General features: G+C 63.5%; 23 protein-coding genes and 3 pseudogenes. 8 read left to right on the forward strand and 18 right to left on the reverse strand.

The annotated features are described in order from the left end of the window. The 10 genes and pseudogenes from HEQ22_RS13700 to HEQ22_RS13745 all read right to left on the reverse strand — a co-directional run bounded on the left by HEQ22_RS13700 (nt 1) and on the right by HEQ22_RS13745 (nt 11,292). Entirely contained in the window at nt 1-1,170 is a 1,170-nt protein-coding gene (locus HEQ22_RS13700) for an efflux RND transporter periplasmic adaptor subunit (protein ID WP_137752778.1), read from the reverse strand. A gap of 12 nt (nt 1,171-1,182) precedes the next feature. After that, nucleotides 1,183-2,391, reverse strand: a complete 1,209-nt coding sequence (locus tag HEQ22_RS13705; protein WP_137752779.1) for a TolC family protein — start codon at nt 2,389-2,391, stop codon at nt 1,183-1,185. A gap of 55 nt (nt 2,392-2,446) precedes the next feature. Continuing rightward, nucleotides 2,447-2,830, reverse strand: coding sequence for a hypothetical protein (locus HEQ22_RS13710; RefSeq protein WP_137752780.1), 384 nt, complete (start codon nt 2,828-2,830; stop codon nt 2,447-2,449). Then, nucleotides 2,827-3,225, reverse strand: coding sequence for a DUF3703 domain-containing protein (locus HEQ22_RS13715; RefSeq protein WP_249340088.1), 399 nt, complete (start codon nt 3,223-3,225; stop codon nt 2,827-2,829). The genes HEQ22_RS13710 and HEQ22_RS13715 overlap by 4 nt, the downstream gene beginning before the upstream one ends. 128 nt (nt 3,226-3,353) lie before the next feature. Beyond that, nucleotides 3,354-3,575 carry a DUF2274 domain-containing protein gene (locus HEQ22_RS13720; protein WP_432768412.1) on the reverse strand — a complete coding sequence of 74 codons (222 nt, stop codon included), beginning with the start codon at nt 3,573-3,575 and terminating at the stop codon, nt 3,354-3,356. Further along, nucleotides 3,572-4,801 carry a TrbI/VirB10 family protein gene (locus tag HEQ22_RS13725; RefSeq protein ID WP_137752782.1) on the reverse strand — a complete coding sequence of 410 codons (1,230 nt, stop codon included), beginning with the start codon at nt 4,799-4,801 and terminating at the stop codon, nt 3,572-3,574. Before HEQ22_RS13725 ends, HEQ22_RS13720 begins: the two co-directional genes overlap by 4 nt. Continuing rightward, nucleotides 4,798-5,265, reverse strand: a pseudogene (locus tag HEQ22_RS13730) (TrbG/VirB9 family P-type conjugative transfer protein); the annotation flags it as partial. The gene HEQ22_RS13725 and the pseudogene HEQ22_RS13730, both read right to left, overlap by 4 nt. Nucleotides 5,266-5,574: 309 nt before the next feature. Then, nucleotides 5,575-8,784 (reverse strand): error-prone DNA polymerase, encoded by a 3,210-nt coding sequence (locus tag HEQ22_RS13735; RefSeq protein WP_432770884.1) that lies wholly within the window; start codon nt 8,782-8,784, stop codon nt 5,575-5,577. Then, nucleotides 8,781-10,601: a DUF6504 family protein gene (locus tag HEQ22_RS13740; RefSeq protein ID WP_432768413.1), complete on the reverse strand. Its 1,821-nt coding sequence runs from the start codon at nt 10,599-10,601 to the stop codon at nt 8,781-8,783. The genes HEQ22_RS13735 and HEQ22_RS13740 overlap by 4 nt, the downstream gene beginning before the upstream one ends. Next, nucleotides 10,510-11,292, reverse strand: a complete 783-nt coding sequence (locus HEQ22_RS13745) for an ImuA family protein (protein ID WP_432770885.1) — start codon at nt 11,290-11,292, stop codon at nt 10,510-10,512. The genes HEQ22_RS13740 and HEQ22_RS13745 overlap by 92 nt, the downstream gene beginning before the upstream one ends. A 130-nt stretch (nt 11,293-11,422) precedes the next feature. On the opposite strand from HEQ22_RS13745, the gene HEQ22_RS13750 reads away from it, so the two are divergent. After that, the gene (locus HEQ22_RS13750) at nt 11,423-12,043 is read left to right on the forward strand and encodes a retropepsin-like aspartic protease family protein (protein WP_432768414.1); all 621 of its coding nucleotides are present in this window, start codon (nt 11,423-11,425) and stop codon (nt 12,041-12,043) included. Between the two features lie 31 nt (nt 12,044-12,074). Here HEQ22_RS13750 and HEQ22_RS13755 read toward each other — a convergent pair whose 3' ends face one another. Together HEQ22_RS13755 and HEQ22_RS13760 are read right to left on the reverse strand one after the other, a co-directional pair. Next, nucleotides 12,075-12,554: a DUF1810 domain-containing protein gene (locus tag HEQ22_RS13755; protein WP_432768415.1), complete on the reverse strand. Its 480-nt coding sequence runs from the start codon at nt 12,552-12,554 to the stop codon at nt 12,075-12,077. Beyond that, nucleotides 12,551-13,168, reverse strand: a complete 618-nt coding sequence (locus HEQ22_RS13760) for an SOS response-associated peptidase (protein WP_432768416.1) — start codon at nt 13,166-13,168, stop codon at nt 12,551-12,553. The genes HEQ22_RS13755 and HEQ22_RS13760 overlap by 4 nt, the downstream gene beginning before the upstream one ends. 55 nt (nt 13,169-13,223) lie before the next feature. Between HEQ22_RS13760 and HEQ22_RS13765 the strand changes: the two genes are divergently transcribed. After that, entirely contained in the window at nt 13,224-13,736 is a 513-nt protein-coding gene (locus HEQ22_RS13765; protein ID WP_432768417.1) for an SOS response-associated peptidase family protein, read from the forward strand. Further along, nucleotides 13,733-14,326: an alpha-ketoglutarate-dependent dioxygenase AlkB gene (locus HEQ22_RS13770; RefSeq protein WP_432768418.1), complete on the forward strand. Its 594-nt coding sequence runs from the start codon at nt 13,733-13,735 to the stop codon at nt 14,324-14,326. Before HEQ22_RS13765 ends, HEQ22_RS13770 begins: the two co-directional genes overlap by 4 nt. Nucleotides 14,327-15,020: 694 nt before the next feature. On the opposite strand, the gene HEQ22_RS13775 is transcribed toward HEQ22_RS13770, so the two are convergent. Together HEQ22_RS13775 and HEQ22_RS13780 are read right to left on the reverse strand one after the other, a co-directional pair. Beyond that, entirely contained in the window at nt 15,021-17,114 is a 2,094-nt protein-coding gene (locus HEQ22_RS13775; protein ID WP_432768419.1) for an AAA family ATPase, read from the reverse strand. A 29-nt stretch (nt 17,115-17,143) separates the two neighbouring features. Then, nucleotides 17,144-17,269 (reverse strand): annotated as a pseudogene (locus HEQ22_RS13780) (AAA family ATPase); the annotation flags it as partial. Between the two features lie 421 nt (nt 17,270-17,690). On the opposite strand from HEQ22_RS13780, the gene HEQ22_RS13785 reads away from it, so the two are divergent. From HEQ22_RS13785 to istB, 5 genes and pseudogenes are all read left to right on the forward strand, one after another. Next, entirely contained in the window at nt 17,691-18,311 is a 621-nt protein-coding gene (locus HEQ22_RS13785; protein WP_432768420.1) for a hypothetical protein, read from the forward strand. Nucleotides 18,312-18,344: 33 nt separating this feature from the next. Next, complete coding sequence (locus HEQ22_RS13790; protein WP_432768421.1) at nt 18,345-18,860, forward strand: hypothetical protein; 516 nt, start codon at nt 18,345-18,347, stop codon at nt 18,858-18,860. 37 nt (nt 18,861-18,897) lie between these two features. Continuing rightward, nucleotides 18,898-19,392 carry a hypothetical protein gene (locus HEQ22_RS13795; RefSeq protein WP_432768422.1) on the forward strand — a complete coding sequence of 165 codons (495 nt, stop codon included), beginning with the start codon at nt 18,898-18,900 and terminating at the stop codon, nt 19,390-19,392. Between the two features lie 145 nt (nt 19,393-19,537). Then, complete coding sequence (istA, locus tag HEQ22_RS13800; protein ID WP_068878314.1) at nt 19,538-21,052, forward strand: IS21 family transposase; 1,515 nt, start codon at nt 19,538-19,540, stop codon at nt 21,050-21,052. After that, nucleotides 21,039-21,768 (forward strand): annotated as a pseudogene (gene istB / locus HEQ22_RS13805) (IS21-like element helper ATPase IstB). Before istA ends, istB begins: the two are co-directional and overlap by 14 nt. A gap of 219 nt (nt 21,769-21,987) precedes the next feature. On the opposite strand, the gene HEQ22_RS13810 reads toward istB, so the two are convergent. From HEQ22_RS13810 to HEQ22_RS13825, 4 genes are all read right to left on the reverse strand, one after another. Continuing rightward, nucleotides 21,988-22,392 (reverse strand): holo-ACP synthase, encoded by a 405-nt coding sequence (locus HEQ22_RS13810; protein ID WP_432768423.1) that lies wholly within the window; start codon nt 22,390-22,392, stop codon nt 21,988-21,990. 423 nt (nt 22,393-22,815) lie between these two features. Further along, nucleotides 22,816-23,817 carry a nucleotide kinase domain-containing protein gene (locus HEQ22_RS13815; protein ID WP_432768424.1) on the reverse strand — a complete coding sequence of 334 codons (1,002 nt, stop codon included), beginning with the start codon at nt 23,815-23,817 and terminating at the stop codon, nt 22,816-22,818. A gap of 99 nt (nt 23,818-23,916) precedes the next feature. Continuing rightward, a complete protein-coding gene (locus HEQ22_RS13820) occupies nt 23,917-24,687 on the reverse strand; it encodes a dCTP deaminase domain-containing protein (RefSeq protein ID WP_432768425.1) in 771 nt (256 codons plus the stop codon). Beyond that, nucleotides 24,674-25,240 carry a hypothetical protein gene (locus HEQ22_RS13825; protein ID WP_432768426.1) on the reverse strand — a complete coding sequence of 189 codons (567 nt, stop codon included), beginning with the start codon at nt 25,238-25,240 and terminating at the stop codon, nt 24,674-24,676. The genes HEQ22_RS13820 and HEQ22_RS13825 overlap by 14 nt, the downstream gene beginning before the upstream one ends. Between the last annotated feature and the right edge of the window lie 3 nt (nt 25,241-25,243).

Consider the following 25,243-nt stretch of genomic DNA (forward strand, 5'->3'; position numbering starts at 1 on the left):
TCAATGCTCCGCCTCGCCCTTGCCGATTTCGGCCTTGAGCAGGAAAGCACCCTTGGTCGCGATGACCGCGCCCGGTTTCACCCCGTCGACAATCTCGATACGGCCGCCGCCGCGCTTGCCGGTAACCACCGTCATGGCCTGGAAACCTTTGGCGGTCTTGACGAAAACGACCTCGCGGCCTTCCACGGTTTGCACCGCTTCCTCGGGCAGCGCGATCAAGCTCGACCCGGCAGCGCCGCGCGGCTTGATCCGCGCACGCAGCCCCTGGCCGGGCGTCAGGCCGCCGATGCCGTCGGGGACGAGGACAATTGTCGCCGTCTTGCTTTCCGCGTCGAGGCTCGGGGTTGCCGACCGCACCACCGCATTCACGGTCTCGCCGCCCAGCAGTTCGATGACCGCGGTATCGCCCGGCTTGATCCGCCGCGCATCTGCGGCGAGCACCGAGGCATTGATCTGGATGCGGCGGGGATCGGAAACCCGGAACAATTCGGTGCCCGCGAGCACATAGGACCCGAGTTTCGCGTCCGACTTGGTGACCCGCCCCGAAATCAGGCTCGTCACCGCCAGCGTGCGGCCGTCGCCCGATACCTTGGCGGCGGCGGCTGCTGATTGCGACCGCCGTGCTTCGGACTCGGCCTCTGCGAGCGCCGCCGCGGCGGCCTCGAGATCCTGCTTCGCCGTAATCCGCGCATCGAACAGCTTCTTTTCGCGGGCATAGGTCGAGCGCGCAAGCGCAAGGCGCGCCGTCGCCGAGCTGCGCTCGGATGCGATCGCCGCCGCGTCGCGGCTTTCCATCACCGCGACCGCCTCGCCGGCGCGCACCTCGTCGCCGAGGCGGCGGTTTATGCGGGTAATCGCCCCATCGGCGCGCGCCGTGAGCACAGCCTCGCCTTCGGGGGTCGACGCAACGACACCCTGCGCGAGAATCTCAGAACCGAGGCCACCAGCCTGGATCGTTTCGGTAACGATGCCGGCGCCCTTGGCGCGCGCCTCGTCCATCAGGATCTGGCCTTCGACATGGCCTTCCTCTTCTTCCTCGGCAGGCGCCTCAGCGGGTGCTGCGACGGGTGCGGTCATCGACCGGCCGATCAGGATGCCGCCGCCGCCAAGTATGAGTGCCCCGACCGCCACAGCGGCCATCAGGCGATTCTTGTTTTCGAAGATTTGCATGTTGTGAGTCCCCTATTGCGCGTTCGCGCGGCCCAGCGCAGCCAAGGCGCGGGCGCGGTCGAGTTCGGCTTCAATGAGTTTGAGATTGGCGCTGGTCAGCGCCTCCTGGGCATCGATCAGCTCGATAAGCGTGAACTTGCCCTGCTGGTATCCGATCTCGGCAACCCGGGCAGCTTCACTCGCCTGAAACAGTCCGGCGCCCGACAAGGCCGTCACACGCTCTGTGGCGGCCGAGAGCATCAGCTCGGCGTCGCGCCGCGAGAAGCGGGTATCGAGGCGCGTCTGGGCAAGCTGGGCTTCGGCGGCTTCGCCGCTCGCGCGCGCTGCATAGATATTGCCGCGATTGCGGTTGAACACCGGAAGCGGGATCGAGACGCCGACGATGAACGCGGTGTCCTTGCTTTCGCGGAAGTTTCGGACACCGCCCGACGCCGTGATGTCGGGAACGCCCTCGGCCTGGGCGAGACGCACCCGCGCCGAAGCCGCATCGCGCTCGGCGGCCGCGAGACGTTCGTCGAGGCTCTGGGCATCGGCCGGCAAGGCGGGCGGCGTCGGAATATCCTGAGCGATGGCCGACAGCTCGGGATCCTCGCTGCCGATGCGCAACGCCAGTTCCTGCCGCGCCGACAAAAGCTCCGATTTTGCGCGCAGGCTTTCGGCCTTCGCCTCGGCGAGCAGCGCGTCGGCGCGCAGCTTGGTCAGCGGCGGATCGCGCCCGACGTCGACCAGCGTCTCGGCGATCCGCGCGAGTTCGACCGCCCTGGCATAGACGCTGTCGGCGAGCTTCGCGCGATCTTCGGCCGCGCGCAATTCGGCGTGCGACATGATGATGTCATATGCGAGGTCGGCCTCGGCCTTGCGGAGCGCGATTTGCGCAAAGTCACGCTCAGCCGCCGCGACCTCTTTGCGGGCGCGCCTCTTGCCGCCGAGCTCGAACGGCTGCGACACCGCGACTGTGGTCTCGGTCTGGCCAAAGGTTCGATAGGGTCCGGTGCCGCTAAAATTCTCGACTTCGGCGGATATGGTGGGGTTCGGCCGTACGCCCGCCTGCATGGCGCGACCTTCGGCCGCCTTCAGTTCGGCTTTCGCTTTGGCAATTCGAGGGGAGACATCCTGACCGCGCGCGAGCGCGTCGGACAGCGAGACAGGTTCGGCGAACGCCGGCTGGCTTGCCATGGTCAGCATCCCTGCAAACAGCAGGGTGCCCAATGATTTCGACATAAATACTCCTGATCAATGCGTGACGACGCAGGCGAAAGCCTGCGCGAAGCAGTGATCAGGCGGCGGGAGGTTCGGTGGGGGGGGCGGTCGCGCGCGAAGCGAGCGCCGCGGCCGTGCGAGCGAGATGGATGTCACGGTTCGGCAACCAGCTGCCGTTCGCGTCGGACGCGTCGACGGCCAATCCCGCGGGGCAGTGATGATGGTGCACCAGTTCGGCGCCACCACTCGTAGGGCTGCTGTCGTCGGGGGCCGCGTCTTCGGCGACCTCCGCAAACACATGCTGATGCGCGTCGATGCCAATCGGCGCGGCGTCATAGGCCATGACCGGCGTATCCGGGCAAGCCATAAGCGCCACTATGAGCAACAGGAACTGGATCGCGCGATTTCGCATCGACCGCCGGTTAGCAGCCCGGCGAGATACAGGCAAGTCGCCGGTCATGGCCTGTCCGGCGGCAGATAGGGCAGCAAATCCTCGGGCACCGGCATCGGTACAAAGGCGCTGATGCGAGCGCGGCCGGTATTGCCGGTCGGGAGGCGACCGGTCAGCGCGCCAAGCGGAACGAGGGCAATGCGCAGCAACTGGCCGAGGATTTCCCGGACGTCGCGCCGAGAAATGGCGAATGTCAGCATCGCGGCATGCGAGGCGAGATGCAGACGGAATATCGGCTGGGCAATGATGTGAGCGCGCTCGAGGTGATGCCATGCCGCAGACCAATCGCGGGTATCGCGCGCGTGCCGATAGGATCGCATTTCCACCGCAACGGCCGAGCGCGTGATATCCAATCCGGCGTCGGCCGGTTGAACGGCGTCGGAGGCGAAGCGATGGTCGGGCACTGTTTTCCTCTCGCGCTGTCTCGAGTCGGACGCACAGATACACCCTGTAGCGGCTACAGGGTCAAGCCCGCCGGTATGCAAATTCGGCTCGTCGGTTCGCAGCCCCCTGTATTGCTCGAGATGCCCCCCTAGCGCCGCCGTCGCTCGGACGCGAAGGCCCAATCGGTCGCCATGAAGCGTTCGATCATCGGCACCGCGATTTTTTCAGGCGGCAGTGGCTCGGCGAGGCCAGTGGCCTTCGCATGCACCTCGGCATAGGCAAGCAGGTCGCGGTGAAGCGCGCCCGGTAGTTCGACCGATAACTTCACGGGCTTATCGTCAGCGATCGGGCCAAGCCTGAGCTTGCTCATAGCGCGGTTCCTCCATCGGGATCGAGGATCAGATCGCGCGTCACGATGACGTGCAGCGCGAAGCCGGGACGGATTGTGATGGTCGGAGGCACATTCATCTGGCGCTCGACGAGCCGCCGGCCCGACTGGTTGATCGTATCCTGTGACCCATCGCGAAGGGCGCGAACGATCGCGTCATCCCCATCCGAACCAAGCTCGGCACCGACGCCGAGCAAGGTCGAGATCAGCGCCGCGCGCAACATCGATCCCCAATGATTGTCCGTGCGATCGGCGAGCCCCGCCATGCCGCGGGCATCGGCGCCTGGCTGGCGATCGAGCCGGATCGAGCGGCCGCCGGGCAGGATCAACCTGTCCCACGCCAGCAATACGCGTTTCTGCCCCGCAGCGATCTCGCTGTCATATTCGCCGATGAGCCGCGCGCCCTGCGGAATGAGCAAGGTTCGGCCGGTCGGGCTGTCATAGACATTTTGCGTCACCTGCGCGGTGACCTGCCCGGGAAGATCGGAGCGGATGCCGGTGATCAGCGCAGCCGGGATGACGCTCCCGCTCTGGAGAATGTAGGGCGAGCTGGGTCCGCCAATGCGTTCGGGACTTTCGTTCGGTTTGCCGGCGCCGCCTTCGAGAAAGGCTCGGCGCGCCGCGTCCGGACTCCGCTCACCGGCTACCGGCGCCGGTGCGGCCACGGCAGGCTCGATCGATCCGCGCAGCGCCTCGGCCACGCCTGCACCCGCTGACCCTCCGCCAAGAAAGAGACGACTGGTGGTGGCGGCTTCGCGCTCCTGCCGCGCCCGGTCGCGCGCGTCGTCGGTCGGTGAGCGCGCGCCAGCTGGCGAACTGCCCATCGGCGGCACCGGGACGATTTCGCCATCGCGCTGCGCTGCGACGATCGGCCGCCCGAGGTCGCCAGGAAGCGGCGGCCCGAGCTTCGGCACCTTTCCATAATCGGCGGGCGCGCCCGTCACGACCTCGGCGCGGTTCGCCGTGTCGGCAGAATAAAGATTATCGGACGACTTGGGCGCTGAGGGTTGCAGCGCCCAGAGCAGGGCGCCGCCGATCGCGATTCCCCCGGCCGCACCGATGCTCGCCAGCGTCTTGCGCGACAGGCGCATAACCCGCGGCGGTTCGCCGCGTAGGCGAAAGGCGTCGATGGCCGGCGGCTGCGCAGCGCGATTTTCGTCGCCCGGCTCTTCGGCGGGCGGCACGGCATGGTCCTGCCGCTCGGTCATGACCGGCCCCGGCGACGCGGCGTCGCACGCTCGATCAGGACGGTCCGCGCCTGTTTCCCGGCGCCCAAGCGAAGCTCGCCGCGCTCGAAAAGGCGATCGACGATCATGTAGCGCCCCTGCACCCGGTAGTTGACGAGCTCGGCTTCGCCGCTGCCGCCGATGACGAACAGCGGCGGCATGTCGCCCGATGCGATGTCCGCGCCGAACTCGATGAAGAGCTGGCGCGTGTCGTCGAACGCGCGGACCGGGCGCCAATCGACCTTGTCGCCCTCAATCCGGTATCTGAAATTGAGCGCCGCGAGATCGATCGCCCCGGCGACGGGCGCGGCGCGCGCCGCCTCGGCGTCGGCGACTTGCAAGGCGATGAGCTCGTCGGCGGGATAGGTCCACGAGACCGATGCCATATAGGATGCGGCGGTCGCGCGCAGTTCGACATGATAGGTACGCCGGTCGGTGTTGATGACGGGCTCGCTGTCCTTCACCTTGCGGCCGTTCGGGACGATCGCGATCGGGGCGGTGACCATCAGGGTCGCGAGATTGCCTTCGAGGCTGCCGTCGTCCTTGACGGTAAGATTTGCGATGCTTGCCATTTGAAGTCTCCTTGGTTGCTCGGGGACCGTCCCCGATGGCGCCAGAAGGAGGGCCCGCGAGCCGCCGTCACCGAGCGCATGCGAGGGCGAACCCCGCAGGGGTTGACGGCACGAGGCGAGCCGAGGCCCGCAATCAGGCAGCCAATGAGGGAAAGGTTCAACGAGCCAGGAGACCAATGGCTGTCAGTGAAAGTCATGGCTCCGGATGCGCAGCGGCGCGTCGCGGGAGTCCGGTCCGCCTCCGTTCCGCGCCCCATCCCCGCGTCCAGGCGCAATGGAGACGTCGCCCTGCGCGATCGATCGCAACATCGCGTCATGATCGGTAATCCGGTCGCAGATGATGTGAATGACCTCGCCTTCCTTCTGAAGCCGACCGCGCATCGCGATCATCGAGGCCGACATGACTTGGCGCCGGTAGATATCGAACCGGTCGGGCCACAGGATGCCGTTGGCGATGCCGGTCTCGTCCTCGATCGTGACGAACAGCACGCCTTTCGCCGAGCCGGGCCGCTGCCGCACGAGGATGACGCCGGCGACCTCGATGTTGCGCCCGTCGCGGATCTGTCCGAGATCGGCGCAGCGCACGATACCCATCGTATCAAGCTCATCCCGCAAGAAACTCAGCGGGTGCGCGCGCAGCGACAGCTGCAGCGTGCGGTAATCTTCCACCACCTCGCGCCCCTCGGTCATTGGCCGAAGCGAGGTCGCGGGTTCGAGCCCCTCGGGCGAGAAACCGGACTCGCGAGCGTCTGCCGCCGCGAACAAGGGGAGCGGCGCCTCGCCAAGACCCCGCACCTTCCACAAGCCCTGGCGCCGGTCTTCGGCGAGGCAGGCGAAGCCATCGGCTTCGGCGATCCGTTCGATTGCGGCGCGCGGGACCCCGGCGCGCCGCCACACATCTTCGACGCAATCGAAAGGCATATCGCCGCGCGCGCCGACGATCGCGGCTCCATGGACATTGGCGAGGCTGCGCACCTGGCGGAAGCCGAGACGAACCGCGAGATAAGGACCCTTCCCTTCCTCCAGCGTGCAATCCCAATGGCTGTCGTTGATCGAGACAGGGCGCACTTCGACGCCATGCTTGCGTGCATCGCTGACGATCTGCGCGGGCGCATAAAAGCCCATCGGCTGCGCGTTGAGCAACGCAGCGCAGAAGACGTCGGGATGATGATGCTTCATCCAGCATGAGGCGTAAGCGATCTTCGCAAAGCTCGCGGCATGGCTTTCGGGAAAGCCGTAGCTCCCGAACCCTTCGATCTGCTTGAAGGTCCGCTCGGCAAAATCCTTCGGGTAACCGCGCTCGACCATGCCGCCGACGAGCTTGTCGTAGAAATGGCTGACACCGCCGGTGAGCTTGAAGGTCGCCATCGCGCGGCGAAGCTGGTCGGCCTCTGCGGGCGTAAATCCCGCGCCAACAATCGCGACCTTCATCGCCTGCTCCTGGAAGAGCGGCACGCCGAGCGTCTTCTCGAGCACGGCGCGAAGCTCGGGCTTGGGGTATTCGGGTTTCTCCTTGCCTTCGCGGCGGCGAAGATAGGGATGGACCATGTCGCCCTGGATCGGCCCGGGCCGCACGATCGCGACCTCGATCACGAGGTCGTAGAAGCACTTCGGCTTGATCCGCGGCAGCATCGACATTTGCGCGCGGCTCTCGATCTGGAAGACGCCCAAGGTGTCGGCCTTCTGGATCATGCCATAGACTGTCGGATCATCGTCCTGCAGGTCGGCCATGCCGACCGAAATTCCCTTATGCTCGTCGAGCAGATTGAAGGCGCGGTTCATGCAGCCGAGCATGCCAAGCCCGAGCACATCGACCTTCATGAATTTGAGGACGTCGATATCGTCCTTGTCCCATTCGATGATCTGCCGGTCTTCCATGCGCGCGGGCTCGATCGGCACAAGATCGTCGAGCCGTTCCTGCGTCAGCACGAAACCGCCGGGATGCTGCGACAAATGCCGCGGCGTGCCGATGAGCTGTTGCGCAAGATCGAGCGTCAGCCGCAGCCGATGATCGTCGGCATTGAGATTGAGGCTCGCGATCTGCTCGTCGGGGATGCCGTCGACCGACCAGCCCCAGACGAGGCCGGTGAGCATCTTGGTGAGGTCGCGCGGCAGGCCAAGCGCCTTCCCCACCTCGGCGACGGCGCCGCGGGTGCGATAGCGGGTGACGACGGCGGTCAGCGCGGAGCGGTGCCGCCCATAGGTTTCGTAGATCCATTGGATGATTTCTTCGCGCCGTTCATGCTCGAAATCGACGTCGATATCGGGCGGCTCCTTGCGTTCGCCCGACACGAAACGCTCGAAGAGCAATTCATGCTTGATCGGGTCGATCGAGGTGACCCCGAGCAGGAAGCAGACGCAGCTGTTCGCCGCGCTCCCCCGCCCTTGGCATAATATCCCGCGCCGGCGACTCTCGGCGACGATCGAATTGACGGTCAGGAAATAGGGGGCGTAGCCAAGCTCGCCGATCAATCGCAGCTCATGATCGATCTGCTGCCGGTAAGCGGTCGGCACGCCGCCCGGAAACATGCGCGCGGCGCCTTCCTCGGTGAGCGCGGCGAGCGCTTCCTGCGCGGTGCGGCCCGCCATGACTTCCTCATAAGGATATTGGTAGCGGATCTCGCCGAGGTCAAAGCGGCAGGCGGCCGCGATGTCGGCGGTGGCCTGGATCGCGTCGGGAAAAAGCGCAAAGCGCCGTTCCATCTCGGCCGGGGACTTCAGAGCCCGGTCCATGAAACGCTCGCGTTTGAAGCCGAGCGCATCGACAGTCGTTTTCTCGCGGATCGCGGTCAGCACATCCTGCAACGGTCGCCGCTCGGGGGCGTGATAGAGGATGTCGCCCATCGCCACGCAGCGCACGCCGATGCCGCGGGCCAGCGTATCGAGCGCGCGCAGCCTGGCGAAGTCGCCGGGACGGCGGCGGAGCGAGAGCGCGAGATAGGCGTCGCGCCCAAAGGTTTCGCGGAGCTCGCCAAGATCGAGGCGGGTGCGCTCGTCCGCCGTATCGGGGAGCAGAACCGCGACCAGTCCTTCAGCCCACGCCACGACATCGGGCCAGTCGAGCCAGCAATTGCCCTTCCCCCCGCGCGCCTTGCCGAGCGACAAAAGCCGGGTCAGCCTTGACCAAGCGGCGCGGTCCTTCGGATAGAGGAGCAGCGATCGGCCATCGCGAAGATCGACGCGCGTTCCGGGGATCAGGCGCACGCCGGTCGCCTCCTGCCCCGACAGCCCCCGCACCATGCCCGCGACGCTGCCACGATCGCAAAGGCCGAGGGCCGAGTGGCCCATCAGCGCGGCGGATGCGAACAGCTCCTCAGGCGCCGACGCGCCGCGCAGGAAAGAGAAATGGCTGGTCACCTGGAGTTCGACATAGGTCGTGCCGGGGGCCGTCATCCGAAGACGCCGTGCATATACCAGCTCAAATCGCCGGTACGGTCTTCTTGTCCATCGCCGCGGCGGAACAGCCAGAAACGCTCGCCGGTCTCCGCTTCGACGCGAAAATAATCGCGCACCGCCCACATTTCGCGGGTCGTTCGCCACCATTCGCCATGGATGCGCTCGGGTCCGTCGCCCGCGACGACGCGGTAGGACCGTCCGCGCCACGCGAAGCGGCGCGGTGGATGGTCGGGAAGCAGCGCGACGACACCCGACAGGGCTTCGGGCCGCGCGAGCATGCGGATCGGCCGCGCCCATGCCGGCCAGCCGGAAGGCTGGGCGAGCGGGCCGGTACGGCCGATCGCGCGCTCGGGCACATCGCTTTCGCGGCCCTCGAGGCGGAACAGCGCGCCCTCTCCAGCGCGCCCCGCGAGCTGGTCGACGAGCGGCGCAAGATCGGGCGCGCGCGGCCCGCCATCGAACCCCGCGCCGATCGCCTCGGCGCCAAGGGGTTCGACCTGCGGCGCGGCAAGGGCCATCGCCTCGATCCCGAGCCCCGGCTCGATCCGGTCGATGCGCAGTCTGAAGAGGCGCACGAGATGCTTCGCGTCGCGGGTCGCGCGCGCGGTGCCGACCGTGACGAGCTGCTCGCGCGCATCGACACGCTCGCAGCGGAGCACCGCGGCGCGCAGGCCGAGCCCGCGCGTCCGAAGATCGGCGACGAGGTCGCCGACGAGATCGCCGATCACCTGTTCGATCGCCTCGGCGGTGCCGATCGGTTCGAGCAGCCGGCGCTCGGCGCACGGCATTTCGAAAGGGATGACGGGCACGATCGGTTCGGGCAGAAAGCCGCGCGCCTGGTCGAGCCGCTCGACCGCGCCGCGCCCGAGACGCCGAGCGAGCGGCCCGCGCGGCATCGGGTAAAGATCGGCGATCCGCTCGATTCCGAAGCGCGCCGCCGACGCGAGCGCCTCGGGCGCGAGCCGGAGCGCGCGAAGCGGCAGCCCGGCCAGCGCCTCCCCCTCCCGCCCTTCCGGCAAGACCAAGGTCGCCGCGCCGCCAAAGCGCGCGAGCGCGTGCGCGGCGCCGGGCGTGCCGGCGATCGCGACGCGCGCGGTGAAACCGAGACGCCGGACGAAGGATATAAGCCGCGCCGCGAAGCGCGCCTCGCCGCCGAAGAGGTGCGTCGTGCCGGTGAGATCGAGCCACAGCCCGTCGCTCCCCGACACGGCGGCGGTCGGTGTCCAGTGACGCACCGCATGCAAGGCGAGCCGATCCAGCCACGCCCGATCGGCCTCGGGCGCAGTCTCGTACACATCGAGATCCGTGACCAGCGCGCGCGCATGCGCCGCGGCCATGCCGGGCGCGAGTCCGAGATCGAGTGCGAGCGGGCAGGCCGCGGTCACGACATCGCGCTGGCCTGTGCGAGCCACGAGGATGGTCGGGCGAGCGCCCCACAGCGGCAGCGGTGGCGGCGCGATGGACGTGCCGGGCGCCGGGCATCCATCATCCGCCCGCGATAACCGAAAGACAGGCGCGGCCGCCTCGCTGCGCCGCCCCAGCTCACGCATGGTCGGTCGCTGGTGCGCCGGACGCGCGTCGACAGAGTCGGGGTTCGGCGCGGCCGAACCCGTGTCCCGCGCCCAACTCGCACCCGGGCGCCAGCCGCCACCGCGCGGCGCCGAGCAGGTGCCCGGATTGTCGTCGACGGGTTCGGGAAGGCGCGGGCCGAGCCGCGCGGGTTCAGGCGGCGTGCCCGAGCGCGAGATCGGCGCTGCCCGTCGCAACCGCTCGATCGCGAGTTGCGGCAGGAAGAGCGAGGCGACCCTGGTCATCGCACGCCTCCAGTTCGAGGGAGAAAGGCGGTCCGCCGCGCTGGCGCACAAGCTCGACCGACCATCGCCCGCGCCCGACGCCGGGAACGGACAGCGGGGTCGAAGCGAGGCTGCCGATCCGCCAGCGCGTGCAGGCCAGCGACAAGTCGGTGAGCGGACATTGGCCGTAACGGCGGTAGCGGCGGTAGAGCAGCATTGGGGTGCCCCCTTCGGAGGCGGCAAGCTGGAGCCGCCTCGTCGCGGTCTGGTCGGCCGCCTTTACCTCGGCGACGACGCAGGCAAGCGACCCGTCGCGCAGCGCGTCTTCGCAAAGGGCAAGCAGCTCGCGGTCATTCTTGCCTTGCGCATAAAGGACGCGCCCAGGCCCGAGCCCGGCCTGCTCGAGTCCCGGGGCATAAAGGTCGAACCGTGTCAGCGCCCATAAGGCAGACAAGCCCGGTGCCGCGAAGCGTGCGGCGATCCCCGCCGCGAACAGCGTTGTCGCTGCATCGTCACTCCAGCTTGCCGAGGCAGCGGCGACCTCGTGCAGGCCCGCGCCATCGAGTCCGCCGGCGCTCAGCAGATGATCGACCGGTCCGACACCGAACGGCAGCACCGGTCCGCGCGCCACAGCGACGCGCGCCACGGTCTCGCGAAGCGCTTGAAGCTCCTCGGCGCTCGGCCGGGGCGGTGAAAAAGGCGGTGCGGTCATGATGGTCATCGACTCAGATGTTCCCTATATGTTCCACCCGGAACGAACGTGCGTCAAGCGGTCCGCGTTCCCTTGCTGTGGATCATTCACTGGCGCGTCACCTTCGCGCCTGTAAAAGCGCGCTAATAATATGCCGCTCACCACCGACCTGCCCTGGACCCAGCTTGCGATCTACGCCGTCGGCGCGGCGCTGATCCTGATGTTGCTGTTCAAGATTCCCTATGTCGGACGGGTCATTCGCGCGCTTTTCTCCTTCGCGCTGCTCGCCTTCGGCATCTTCCTCATTCTCCAGCAGGCACCCTTCGATCCCAATCTGTCGCGAATCACCGCGAGCCTCGGTCTCGACCGGCAAGAGGTCGTGGGCGAGGAGGTCCGCATCCCGATGGCCCGCGACGGGCATTTCTGGGCGACGGTCCGCCTCAACGGCACCGAGCGGCGCATGCTTGTCGACAGCGGTGCGACGGTCACCGCCCTTTCGACCGCGACGGCACGGGCCGCAGGCGTCGGTGCCGATGCAACGCTCGTGCCCTTGCTCATGAAGACCGCGAACGGCACGGTTCGCGCCGACGCAGGAACGCTCGACCGGCTGGAGATTGGCGGCATTGAGGCGCGAAAGCTCAACGTCGTGATCTCGCCCGGGCTTGGCGACACCGACGTCCTGGGCATGAATTTCCTCTCGGAACTTCAGTCGTGGCGCGTCGAGGACCGCACATTGATCCTGACGCCGAAAATCGCCAAATCCGGCGCCTGATGCCGGCCGGCAATTGCGCCGACATCGATCGCTAATCTTGCTCGGCCTCATTGTCAGAGTCACCGCGCGGTTCGGCGGGATGAGCGATGGTAAGACCCAGAAGCTCAGCCGTGCGCTCGTCGCGCTGTCCGCCGAACCAGCGGTCGAGCGCTGCCCCGACGAGCGCGCCCGCGCCAGCCGTTTCGAACAGCGTCAACGACGATCGGAGCTTTACGGCATCGACATCGCCGAACACCGCCACCGCGTCACTGCCGATCAAATCCTGGAGCGCCGACACGCATTCGACATAGCGCGCGCCAAGAAGCGGATGCGCCAGATAGGCGCGTGCCTCGGCTTCATCGGCAATCGCATAGCGCTGCGCCATTGCGCTTCGCCCAAACCCCGCGAGCTGCGGGAAGATGAACCACATCCAATGCGATCGCTTCTTGCCGCGCCGAATTTCTTCGAGCGCGCGGGCGTAAATCTGCTCCTGCGCCACGACGAACCGCTCCAGCCCCTGTGCTTCGCTCATAGCGCCAGCGCGCCCTGCGCCGGCGGCTTGCCGTAGACCTGCGTGACCTCAAGGCTGCCCTCGGGCAGCCATTTGAGGACATCGGTGGCGGGAACGCGCGGGTCGAGCCAAGCGGCCCATTGATCGCGCGGCAGCGGGATGATCTGGCGATGATGATAAGGTGCAATGTCCGGCCCCGCGTCCATGGTGAGCAGGCTAAAGGCCTCGCCGACGTGGGCGTCACGCCAGATGCCCGCCATGCAGAACCAGCGATGATCTTTCATCGTGAACAGCCATTTATCGAGCCGCTTTTGCGTCTTGTCGGTCGGATCGGTGAATTCGTAGAAACCGTCGCAGAGGACAAGGCAGCGCTGGGTGCCAAGATCGCGGCCCTCCGAGCGGACATTATAGACCGGCTTCCCGCCCTGTCCCGGCCAGCTCCAGCGCCGGTTGACGAGTTCGCCCATCGCCGAGCCGTCGCTCGCCTTCACGATCGGCCCCATGTCGGTAATGCGGACATCTTCGCGCGCGGGCACGTTCGGCGCGCCTTCGGGCATATCGATCTTGATCTTGAGGTCATCGAAATCCTCGGCGATCGAGGCGATGTCGACTTCCAGCCTGTAGTCATTGCACATTCGCATCTGCCCCCTGGCTCTTGCGACTCATCTTCGTTCCCATTATGTTCCACATGTGACCATCGCGCCAACCCCTTTTGATCCCGATGCCCCGAGCGGCGGCGTGACGGCGCTCGTGCGCCGCGATCCCGACAATATGGGTGAAGTCGAAATGGTCAAAGCGGTATGGGGTTCCGATCCGCGGTTCTCGGACGGCATCAATTTTCGCTTCGTGCGCTCCGAAGGCCGTGCCTTCCCCAAGCGCCGCTGCCTGATCCCGGCGTCCGAGTTCCGCATGGGCACCGGCGAGCACCGCTACCGGGTCACACTCGACAGCGGCAATTTCTTCTATCTCGCGGCCGTCTGGGACCCGCCGCTCGCCGACTGGCCGCTATCCTACCGCATCCTCACCATCCCCGCCGGCGCCGACGTCACCCCCTATCAGTCACGCCATGGCGTGATCATCGAACGGCGCAATGTCATGCATTGGCTCGACGGCACGCTGCCGAACGAGGTGCTGTTCGAGGAGCCGCCGCGCCACACGCTCTTCGTCGAACCGCTGCGCGCGCAAGCCGCGCTCCCGTTATGACGCGCGCCGCAGCCGCGTGGGCACTGCGGCCCGCGCCCCAGGCCGACCTTTTTGGCACGCCCTCGCTTCCCGGCCTCGCCTACGGCGACGATGTCGTCACGCCCACCGAAGAGGCTGAACTGATTGCCAACATTGCAGCCTCCAGCCTGACGCCGTTCCAGTTCCAGCAATGGGAAGGAAAGAGGCTGACGTGCTCATTCGGCTGGACCTATGATTTCCAGACCGGCCGGTTCGCCCCCGGCGACCCCCTACCGCGCTGGCTCGAACCGTTACGCAATCGCGCCGCAGCCTTCGCGGACCTCGATGCCAGCGCGCTCGAACAGGCATCGATCATCGAATATGGCGTCGGCGCGGGGATCGGCTGGCACAAGGATCGCCCAGTCTTCGAGCATGTGATCGGCGTGTCGCTCGGCTCACCGGCCGTGATGCGGTTCCGCCGCCGCGCCGGCGAGAAATTCGAACGCGCCACCGCCAACCTGGCAGCGCGGTCGATTTATCACATGCAAGGCGAGGCCCGGAACGATTGGGAGCACAGCATTACGGCGATGGACGCCCCACGCTGGTCGGTGACCTTTCGTAGCCTGCGCTAGCTACAAGGCGCGGCTGACCAAATTCGTGAACTGATCCGCCGAAGTCGCTCGATGCTCTCCAGAAAAGACGCGCTCTTGGCGAGCCCGCAGCGAGGCGGCGTGCGATGCGCGCCAGTGCCTAGCCGCCGCCTCGCAAGGAAAGCGAGCCGAGTGCGCCGCGCGGCCCAACATCAGCGCGACCCCTGGCCGAGCCTGCCGAGGCCAGAGTGCGCCCATCAGATACCGCGCTCACTTGGAAACCTAGCCGCTTGGTGACCGTCCGGATTCTGGCCGAAAAAAGCGAACCGTGACGGCTGATCTCGCTCCGAGACATCTTTTGGCGCTGCCGTACAATTATCGATCGGGCTGCGACGTTATCCGCGCCGTGCGACCCAGGAGAGCTCTTCCTTTCAGGAAATCAGAGATCTTCATCTGACGCCCGCACGGTTTCGATCGGGCGGGCGTCTTTTTTCCGGTCAGTTCGATACCAGTTCAAACCTTTCGTTTGACGGCAATTGGCCGTTTGGAGACGGTCCGGTCCTAAGCGATAACTCAGAATAGCGGACATTCACTGCTACGCCCGCCGCGCCTCTTCGCAGCGTCCGGGCCGCCCGACGAATATGGCAAGAAGTCGACGCATGTCGATGTCAACCGGCCAGCCGTTAATACTCCCGGCTTAATCAGGGTTCCTCAAGCTGTTTGACGGCTAAGCGCCTCAAGCGACCGCTTCACCGGCGGGCGCTGGTATCACTTGGCCGTCGACGGCATGCGCGGCCTCTCCCATCATCATGCGATAATGAGCGCCATGCTGCGTCACTTCGAATATCCGGCGGAACACATCGAGGTAGGCATCGACGACGGCATCGTCCGCCGACAGGTACAGATCGTCATGCGCGCTGTGCGACCCATCGTTCACCCATGAGAAAAGCGAGTTGCAGATGATCTTGTCACGCCCTTCGAAGCGCGCGCAAATATCGTCCTTGTCCAGATTGCCGAGAATCTTGAAGTAATTCTCCAAGATACGTCGCAAGGTGTTCTGGATCGTCATCCGCGAGCGATTTTCATTTTTCACCTCGCCCCAGAGCAGCTCATAAGAGGTCTTGATCGGGTTGGCGGGATGGTTCTCGACCACGGAGACATCGTCGCGCTTCCGCACGATCCAGAAGCTCTCGTCGTTTCGGCACTGCACAGCCGAACGGTTCGGATCGAACGAGACCTCCTTGTGGAAGTAGATGTTGTGCGTGAGGATGAAGACCTGCTTGATCTGCCCCCCCGACCGGCAAAGCTCGAACACGCGTTTGATCAGGCTGCTGACGATGAACAGCACGTCGCTGTCGAGACTGGACACCGGATCATCGATCACGACGACCCTGTCGTCCGTCATCCCTGTGGCGGACTGGCTGCCCCTGATCAGATGATAGAAATAGAGGAAGGCGATAAAGGTTCGCTCGCCTTCGCTGAGCGTTCGCTTCGCATCGCTGCCATCGAGCCGCTGGATCTCGTAGAGATTATTGTGCTCACCGGCGGTCGCGAGCTTGAAACCCCGAAAGCCGAACGATCGCAGGAGTGCGTTGATCTCGGTCACGGTGGGCTCGACGCTGGTGATCCCGGCCTCGAGCGCCCGCAAAGCCTGGAGCGTCTCGGACTGACGCCCCTCCCGCTCGCGGATACTCGCGTTCAGGCCCGCGATCGCGGCGTCGCACGCGGTCTTGTTCGCGTGATAGGCGACGAGAACCCCGCGGTTCTCCTCGACAATAAATTTCCAGATCTCGGCGATGATCCGTTCGCTCTCGTTCGCCTGGTTGGCGACCATCTCGTTGTGGCGTGCGATCTTCGTCGCGCCGTCCGCAAGGCAGGCCGCGATCTCGTCGAAGAGGCCTCTGTTGTCCTCTAGGGCAACGACCGAACTCGGCTCGCTGCGCTTTCGCGCCAGACTCTGAATGTTGGCGCCGAGGCGCGCCTTGGCCCGCTCCACCAGCGATTGCAGCGCGGCCACATCGACGTGGCGGGTCTGCTCCGCGAGAATCGTCTCCAGCGCCTCCACAAAACCTCCGGCCGCGGCCCGGTAGCTTTCGCCGGCCTGATCGATCAGCGAGATGTCGCGATCATAGCTTTCATCGAAAAATCCTTTGAGCCGGGCGGTCGTCTCCGCATCGACCGTCTGCTGGCAGAAAGGACAATGCGGATCGGTCTGGGTGAAGTAGCCGATGCCCGCCTTAATCCAGTCGCTGCTCCCGAGGCGGTTCACGATGGCGGCGATATCGACATCTCCGGCGCCAATGATCTTCTTCGCAAGGATGGGGTTGTTCTCGCCGGCGACGAGATCGGCAGGATTCACGGCGGGGAGCAACGGCAGGCTCGAGAGCGTCTCGTCGAACACGACGGCGGCGCGTGCTTTCAGGTCTTCGAGACCATGAAGCTCGGCCACATTCTCCGCAAACTCCTTAAGCATGCGGTCGCAGAAGTTGGAAGCATTGTTCCGCAGCCCCGTGAACGCAGCCTTGAAATGGGCGTCATGTAGCCCTTTCGCCGCCCAGCACTGCTGCTGGATATCATCGCGATGCGCGGCCAGTTCGCCGATCTTCCCAGATCGTCCGTCGGCTCCCTGGAGCGAGTTCCGACGATTTGCGATGTCGTCGCGAAAACCTGCTTCCTGCACCTTGAGCCCATCGATCTGCGCTAGCGTTTCGACATTCTCCTCGCCGAGCGTGAAGATACCGGGGATGGTCGTCGCGAAGTTGCGTTCAACGAAGTCCGAATTGTAGACAGGCTCGCAATCGGGGCACCATTTCGCCAAGTGATGGAGCAATTCGGATAATCTTCGGGCTGACCGATCAGGCGCGAAAGCGTAGTCTTCCCCGACCCGTTGGCACCGTAGATAAAGTTGAGCGCACGCAATCCGGTTAAATTTTGCCCTTCAGCAGAATAACTAGCCGTTTGGGTAACTTTGATATCTTCGATCATTTCGCCCTTGCGTCCTCGAAATCCGCCTGCGTGGAGGAGATTTACCTACTAAGCCTCCGCGAGGCAAAACAAAGCTAAAGCTATTTACAACGCACGCAACACACTCCGACAAACCGTGTACGGTTGGCACGGCTGATCGACCGTATGGTGAGCTAGATGCGTCCGCTGTCTATCCCGTCGTGAGGTCGCGGCGCGCAACTCGTGGCTGTCAAAAATTCCAGCGAACGGCGGTTTCTCTCGCTTGCGGAACCGACCAATGGTGAAATAAGGCGGCGCATGGCTCTTCCGAGAGCTCACGAAGACAACTTGGTTGTTTGAATTCAGTAGAAAGGCGAGCCCGCAAATACTTGGCGTTTGCCTACTGATTTGTCATTCACCGTCCAAGAGCGGCAAAGCAAATGCAATTGTGGAAAGATAGCGCGTGATCAAAGACCTCGAAGCTCGGAAAATCATCTCGGATGCAATAGGTAGAGCGCTCGATGAGCTTGTGAGGGACAGGATGACGGGCCTCGTCGAGGAGCCTGATATTACGTCCCGCGTGGGCCAACGCCTAGAGGATAGATTCGACGGTAAGACTCTGGGAGGCTATGGAATCCGCGTAATCACCGAGACGGTCACCTCTCACGGATCCAAGAGCTTGGAAAAGCCGATGGGGACCGATCTTTATCTGGCGGTCGAGATTGAAGACGCCATAGGGAGTACAACTTCCAAGGGGGTGCTCATTCAAGCGAAGCGCCTCGACAAAATCGCTCGAAACGACCTCGTGGAACAATGTCGCCGCATGAACCTAATCACCAAGAAGGGATCTGTCGTGTGGCTGTATGACAAAACGGGCATCAAAGTCGCTCGATCGCCAGATATAGAGCGAGGAAGCATGGCGCCGTTCGGAAATGCAGAGTTCTTCGAACGTGTGCTCAAGTGTTCGATCGGCGACAAGCGCAAAGTACCCAACGGCCAATTCGGAGATCGCCGGGAGCTGAGGACGATGCTCGAAGCCCTGGGCGCTCAAAATGCGGTTTGGCTTGAACTGGATAAAAGGTAGCTTCCGAAACAAAGATTAGTTGGCGGATTGGGAATGGAAGAACTGGATCAGATTTTTCGGGAAGCAACGGGCTCCGTTGATGAGCCTTATTTTCGTCTCCCAATCGACGGTGGCGATCCGGTTTATCGAGAACGCGTGTATTGCTACGAACTATACCATCAGATGCGCTCCCGCTGGCCAGAGAATTGCCCGTTCTGGCTTAATGGCGAGATTGACAAGGGCGGCCACCCTCTCCTGCGAGCCAAGGGCGCCGACTATGCGAAGCCGGACTTTCTGATCCACACCCCAGGAGACATGGATGGAAACCATGCGATTATTGAGGTCAAATCTGAAAAGGCTGCGCCAAGCGAAATTTGGCAAGACCTGAGGAAGCTGTCGCAGTTCGTCACGGACATTGGCTACGCGCGCGCAATCTATTTGATCTATGGCTATCGCTCCGATCACAAGGCCGAACAGATAGCTCGAATGATGCAAAGCTCCGAGCAACTAGCTCCCATCGAGCTGTGGGTGCACGCCGGCCCCGGCGACGAGGCGGTACAGAAAATTTGAGGCCCGTTGCGAGGTCGTCCGCCAAGGGGGGATCCAAGTGAACGAAGATACCGCTGATAGTTTGCTGAAAGGCGCCCCCGACACACGGGACTACTTCGCCGAAATGTATGTTGCGGGCGTGCTGGCCGACGCAGGATGGGACGTCTACTTTCCACGCCGAGATCGCGGCTTCGACATGATTATAAGCAGGCCGCTAGAAGCATCGACCGTCATTCGACCCGTGCAAGTCAAAGGCAAATACGCAACCGATGGGAAAACCAACAAAGCGGCGTATGGTTACGTTGGAAAGCTCTCCGCGTTTCACGACGAAATGATCCTCGCAATTCCCTACTTCACATCAGAGAGCGCCGCGGCGCCCCTTATGATTGCATGGATGCCGCGGGGCGAGCTTCGACCGCATAGTCGAGGCTGGAAGTGCCAGCCTGCACGCTTTCTGGACGGGGCTCCTACACCGCGTCCCGGTTACAACCATTTCTTTGGAAACCCTGGCCTCATGCGCTTCGAAGTCGCGACCGGTATCTCGATCTTATGACGCTCGGCGACTCCCAATTGGGGTCCAGTCTGAGGATCGGCGTGCAATAGGCACCCCCTTCGTGGGGTGATCGGCGTGCAAAAAGGACCCCTTCATCCCGGGGATTTAGTCGGCCGACTGGTTTTGATCAGTTGGCGAGAACGGGATGTTGATCGTGGAGACAGTGGTTCGGATTCGGCGTGAGCATGCAGCGGGTAAGGCGATCAAGGCGATCGCTCGTGACCTTCGTTTGTCGCGGAAGGTCGTCCGCAAAGCGATCCGGTCGCCGGAGGCGGCGTTCAACTATCAGCGCAAAGTCCAGCCTTTACCGCGGATTGGCCCCTATCAGGAACGGCTCGATGTGCTTCTCGAGGAGAACGAGGCGCGAGGTCGCCGCGACCGGCTGCGGATGACGCGTATCCATGATCTGCTTGCGCGTGAAGGGTTCGAAGGTTCCTATGACGCGGTGCGCCGCTATGCGGCGCGCTGGCGTGCTGCGCGTCGGAAGGATGCCGGCGAAGGTGCACCGGCGTTCATCCCGATGACCTTCCAGCCCGGCGAGGCCTACCAGTTCGACTGGAGCCATGAGGATGTGGAGATCGCCGGCAAGCCGATGCGGATAAAGGTTGCGCACGCTCGTCTCTGCGCATCGCGCACGCCTTATGTCCGGGCCTATCCGCGTGAGAGCCAGGAGATGCTGTTCGATGCCCATGCTCGGGCGTTCGCTTTCTTCGGCGGCGTGCCCCGGCGCGGTATCTACGATAATATGAAGACGGCGGTGACGAGCGTGTTCACCGGCAAGGAGCGCGTGTTCAACCGCCGCTTCCTGATCATGACCGATCATTACATGGTCGAGCCGACGGCCTGCTCACCAGCAGCGGGATGGGAGAAGGGCCAGGTTGAGCAGCAAGTCCAGACGATCCGGGGCCGCTTCTTCCAGCCGCGGCTTCGGTTCGCCAGCCTGGCCGAGCTCAACGGGTGGCTGGAGGCGGAGTGCCGACGCTGGGCCGAGCATCACGCCCACCCCGAGCGCAGCGACATCACCGTCGCCGAGGCGCTGGAGATGGAACGACCGGCCCTGCAGCCGATCCTGGCACCGTTCGACGGCTTCCATGAGAGCGAGCATGCCGTCACCGGCACCTGCCTCATCAGCTTCGATCGGAACCGCTACTCGGTCATGTCGACGGCCGCGCGCCGGACCGTGCAGGTGCGTGCCTATGCCGATCGTATCGTCATCCGTTGCGGCGAAGAGATCGTCGGGGAGCATGAGCGCCACTTCGGTCGGAACCGCACCATCTACGATCCTTGGCATTATCTGCCGGTCCTCGCGCACAAGCCCGGCGCGCTCCGTAACGGGGCGCCGTTCCAGGACTGGGATCTGCCGCCCGCGTTGCATCGATTACGGCGAAGGCTCGGCACCGGGGACGAGGCCGATCGCAGGTTCGTGCGGGTCCTCTCGGCGGTGCTCACCGATGGCCTGGAGCCGGTAGAGGCTGCCGTGCGCGAAGCGTTGGCGAACGGAACGGCCAGCGACGAGCTGATCCTCAACATCCTCTCCCGGCGCCGCGAGCCGGCGACACCCCACAGCATCGTCACTTCGGAAGACCGGATGCTGCAGCATCCTCCGCTCGCCGACTGTGCCCGCTATGATCTGCTGCGAGGCTATGATGCAGCGGCATGATATGATCGGTACGATGCGCGGCCTCGGGCTCAAGGGCATGGCGGCGGCGTTCGACGAGGCGGTCACTACCGGCCTCCAGCGCAAGCGCACCACCATGGAGATACTGACCGACCTGCTCCGCGCCGAGGCGACCCACCGGGATGCGGCCTCCATCCGTTATCGCATGACGGCTGCCAGGCTGCCCGTGGTGAAGGACCTGGAGCGGTTCAGCTTCGAGGGCACCCCGATCAATGAGGAGATGATCCGCTCCCTTCACGACGGCTCCTTCCTACCGCCTCGCCGCAATATCGTGCTGGTCGGCGGCACGGGGACAGGCAAGACCCACCTCGCCATCGCGATCACCGCCAATGTCGTGCGAAGGGGCGCTCGCGCCCGCTACTTCAACACCGTCGATCTGGTGACACGCCTCGAAGAGGAGACCCGGATCGGCAAAGGCGGGACCCTGGCGGCGCAGCTGTCGCGGCTCGACCTGATCGTGCTCGACGAGCTCGGTTATCTGCCGTTCGCCCGCTCGGGGAGGGCAGTTGCTGTTCCACCTCATCAGCAAGCTTTATGAGCGGACCAGCGTCATCATCACCACGAACCTCGCCTTCGGCGAATGGCCGACCGTGTTCGGCGATCCCAAGATGACCACGGCGCTGCTCGACCGCGTCACCCACCACTGCGATATCGTCGAGACGGGCAACGACAGCTGGCGCTTCAAAAACCGCAGCTGACAGCCACCTTCGGCGCCTTCAAAAATCTATCTTGCGCTGCGCGCGCCTCCGGTCGGGCTACGCCCGCCCTCCGCCGCACGCAGCGCAAGGCCATCTTCAACAAACCAGCATCATATTATCCGAAAAGGGGGTCCCTCTTCGACGCCGATCGGGGGTCCCTTTTGAACGCCGTTTGACATCCAGTCAGTATCAAAGGGTTTCAACGCATAGTCCGGCTGACTAGTCTTGGAGCGCAGCCGTGATCATGACAACGGCTTGCGCCAGCCCATTTCTGCTCCCAACATCAACGGTGATCGCAGGTCGAAAGCCCGAAGGGGTGATATCTGCCAGCCTTTCTATTGCGCCGCCCTCTAACGCAATCGTCGGCGGAGAAGTGGATTGATCAACTAAAATATCGTGCCAATGGACTGCACCGTCGATCCCAGTTCCAAGCGCCTTTGCGCACGCTTCTTTGGCGCAGAAGGCTCGCGCATAGAATGCTTCGTCGGTCAAATTTGCAGGAACGTGGAGGCGAGAAATCTCTTCGTCAGAGCACGTCTCTTCGAGATAGCCGCGTCCGAATCGCCTCAATGAACGTCGAACTCGTTCGATCTGAAGAATGTCGATGCCGACGCCGATCAGCACAAGCCTACCACAGAGCCCGGATAGCCAGAACAAATGTTAGGAAGGCTGCAATCCACAGTACGACGGTCGCAGTGGCTCCTTCGGCACGCAAGCCCGCGATACTTATTTTCGCAGCACCCCCAATGCTTCGTGCCGCGGACACGATGGCCAAGCTAAACAACGCGGCTGCGGGAATGCCGACAATTGCAGGAGCATGTGCCTGAACTAGTGCGAAGAGCTGATCATTCGACAAGCGGCAAACAATGACCTTAATGCCGATAATTGCCGACGCGCATGCGACGATAGTGAGAATCAAAGCGCTACCGCGGATCGGCCAATATTCCTCGGGTTTGGTCGGACTCGATTCACTCGCCGATTCTCCCGGCGGATCGGTTGCGGGCGGAGTACCCAGACCATCATTGGACGATGATGGCACACCCGCCGTCATGCGAAGAGACTCAGCTTACCAGCGTGATACGCTGGCCCTTCAAATTGAGCCTTGGCCACATCGAGTCTCCACTTCGGCGGATACATCGGCGCAGGAGCGGGCGTAGTTGTGGCCCGGAAACTCTGCTTGATACGGGTCCGCCCGCTGATGCCCGCAAATTGCGGATGCGATACACGAGTATATTTCGAAATTTCACATAGCAAGTTTTGGCAGTCAATCGGCTGCAATCGGCGCCCGTACAGTGTTGGAAAACTGATCTCGCGAGCCGCGAACGCGCTCTCCTGCTGATTGCATATCCAATGGATAATGGCCCCGGGATCTTCGCGGCCGATGCTCTCAAAGCACTTAGCCAAACCATCAAGCGCACCAGGCCCTGCCACGACAAAACTTGCCTCGTCGTGGTCGATCAGCTCGGAATAATTGAGATCGACGGCGTATTGGAAGGCGAGAAACCGCCCAATGCCCGACCAACGGAGCAACGATTCATATACAGCTTCGAGTGAAGGCAATTGCTGCAACCGCTGCGGAAGCCGCTGCTCCATCATATGTGCGATGAGCGCCAGATGGTTGGCATGTTTGCGAGCATGGCCGTAACGCGGCGAGGGCATAATGTAGGCCGCCGAATATATGCGTCGCCCTGAGTTCATCAGCTTGTCTAGCGTATCGCATATCCGATCTAGGTCTACGTCGGCCCATGACAGCGGCCCGAGCGCTGCCTCAAGCGCCTCCCAAGTGTCGATCCTGTTGAATATTTTGAAGAGAATGGTCCGGAAGAACAGCTCGTCTGGCGTGCTAGGCCGATCAGGCCGATACTGGACCTCTCTGATAAGATACTGGCTAACGCGGTCGCTTGCCCGATAGCTGTTTGTGAATCGATAGGACGCCAGAATTGGATCATCTGTCCAGGGTCCGAAGGCATCAGATTGGCGGCGAAAATAGATCCGCTGTCGCTCGGCTGCAAATTGCCAGTACAAATCAAAGACTTCGGTATGTTTCATCGGATCCCGGAACAGACAGAGCGACCAGACATTGCTGTCCACATTCGTATCGGGATGCGCGCGGCAGGGTCCGATCCGGACGGCGCTCGCTCTCTCCGGTCAGTTCGGCTTCGTCAAGCCATTCCGGTCAGCGGCGGCCGCATTCGTCGCATCTTGACCCGTCTTGGCGACCGCTGCAGTGCCTGGTCGGTCGGCTGGACGATCAATCCCGCACTGTTTTAGCCCGAGGGTCAACACGATACCCGCCGCCAAACCCAAGCCCCATTTGAGCACGGCTTGTTCGCGCTCAAGCGCAGTTACGCGGTCGGAAAGCTTCTTCTCTGTCTCGCTGATCTTGCCTTCTAGTCCCGCAAAAGACTGGATTCCAGCTGCGAGCGGCCCTGTAAGCTGGGAAGGGATATTGGCATACCCGGCTTTGACCTGCGCGGGCCCTGCCTCCGCCACATCAGCATACCAGATAAGGAAGCACTGTTCGTTGCGTGACAAATGTACGTTGTTGGGTCCCGCATTGAATACCGAGAAGAGCAATTTGCCCTTGAACCCTGGGTCAACGTGAAAACCAGAGACATTGACCAGCCCGGAAAATTTGTAGCCAGCGCGGATTGAAATGAAGGCGAGCGCATCCGCAGGGACTTCAATTTCTTCTTCGGTCAAGATGAAACCGAATTGGCCGGGCGGAACTGTAAATCCGGCTCCAGGGGCAAGCTGGGTTTTCGCTTTGTTGCGCGGGTCGCCGGGTTGACCGGTGGGCGAAACGTACACTTCCTCGCCCACGCTGAGACGATATGAAGCGCCGTCCAGACACTTCGCATCGAAGTTTGTAACGAGTTTCGGGAGCTCCCGAGCGAGCTTCTTCTTACCCCAGAACATTGTCATTTCTTGCCGATTGGCGCCGCTGGATAAACTCGTCAAATGGCGAGCGTTTTTCAACGTCGCGTAGCCGCACTTTGTACGCCTGAACAATGTCGAGATCGACCTGCCCGGCCCAGTGAAGGACGACCGCAGCTAAAGCGGCATTGGACTGCTTCATTAAAACTTTGAATGGCAAATCTTCGATGTGATCGAGTGATTCACATGCCTTAGCCAATGCGCCAGTTTCTTTCACAAAGGATCGCCATGCCGGCATCGCTACCCCATCGACGATGCCGCGGTCATCGAAGTTGCGCCCTGCTAGGTCGCGCGACAAATCTTGGCCTACAGTATTGGCGATCGCGAGAATGATCGCGAACGAATCTACCATCGCCCGCTGAGCCAGGGTCGCGTCACCGCGTTCGTCTGCATCAAGCAGGTAGGCTGCATATTTGGCCATATGCAGCGCAAAATGCTTCATCCGCGTCGCCGGCGGCATCGAAGCGATATCGGGATGATAGTCGCCATCATGGACCAGTTGGTGCCACTGTAGCTCTCGCAGAAATTCTGCCACGTC

This window comes from Sphingopyxis sp., from assembly GCF_050916055.1.
Classification (GTDB): Bacteria; Pseudomonadota; Alphaproteobacteria; order Sphingomonadales; family Sphingomonadaceae; genus Sphingopyxis.

Coding starts and splice junctions, on each gene's coding strand:
- HEQ22_RS13740 (WP_432768413.1), bottom strand. CDS start 10,601: ATGACCAGGGTCGCCTCGCTCTTCCTGCCGCAACTCGCGATCGAGCGG.
- HEQ22_RS13750 (WP_432768414.1), top strand. CDS start 11,423: ATGCCGCTCACCACCGACCTGCCCTGGACCCAGCTTGCGATCTACGCC.
- HEQ22_RS13700 (WP_137752778.1), bottom strand. CDS start 1,170: ATGCAAATCTTCGAAAACAAGAATCGCCTGATGGCCGCTGTGGCGGTC.
- HEQ22_RS13705 (WP_137752779.1), bottom strand. CDS start 2,391: ATGTCGAAATCATTGGGCACCCTGCTGTTTGCAGGGATGCTGACCATG.
- HEQ22_RS13770 (WP_432768418.1), top strand. CDS start 13,733: ATGACGCGCGCCGCAGCCGCGTGGGCACTGCGGCCCGCGCCCCAGGCC.
- istA (WP_068878314.1), top strand. CDS start 19,538: ATGTTGATCGTGGAGACAGTGGTTCGGATTCGGCGTGAGCATGCAGCG.
- HEQ22_RS13755 (WP_432768415.1), bottom strand. CDS start 12,554: ATGAGCGAAGCACAGGGGCTGGAGCGGTTCGTCGTGGCGCAGGAGCAG.
- HEQ22_RS13735 (WP_432770884.1), bottom strand. CDS start 8,784: ATGACGGCCCCCGGCACGACCTATGTCGAACTCCAGGTGACCAGCCAT.
- HEQ22_RS13745 (WP_432770885.1), bottom strand. CDS start 11,292: ATGACCGCACCGCCTTTTTCACCGCCCCGGCCGAGCGCCGAGGAGCTT.
- HEQ22_RS13815 (WP_432768424.1), bottom strand. CDS start 23,817: ATGAAACATACCGAAGTCTTTGATTTGTACTGGCAATTTGCAGCCGAG.
- HEQ22_RS13720 (WP_432768412.1), bottom strand. CDS start 3,575: ATGAGCAAGCTCAGGCTTGGCCCGATCGCTGACGATAAGCCCGTGAAG.
- HEQ22_RS13790 (WP_432768421.1), top strand. CDS start 18,345: ATGGAAGAACTGGATCAGATTTTTCGGGAAGCAACGGGCTCCGTTGAT.
- HEQ22_RS13710 (WP_137752780.1), bottom strand. CDS start 2,830: ATGACCGGCGACTTGCCTGTATCTCGCCGGGCTGCTAACCGGCGGTCG.
- HEQ22_RS13760 (WP_432768416.1), bottom strand. CDS start 13,168: ATGTGCAATGACTACAGGCTGGAAGTCGACATCGCCTCGATCGCCGAG.
- HEQ22_RS13725 (WP_137752782.1), bottom strand. CDS start 4,801: ATGACCGAGCGGCAGGACCATGCCGTGCCGCCCGCCGAAGAGCCGGGC.
- HEQ22_RS13820 (WP_432768425.1), bottom strand. CDS start 24,687: ATGTTCTGGGGTAAGAAGAAGCTCGCTCGGGAGCTCCCGAAACTCGTT.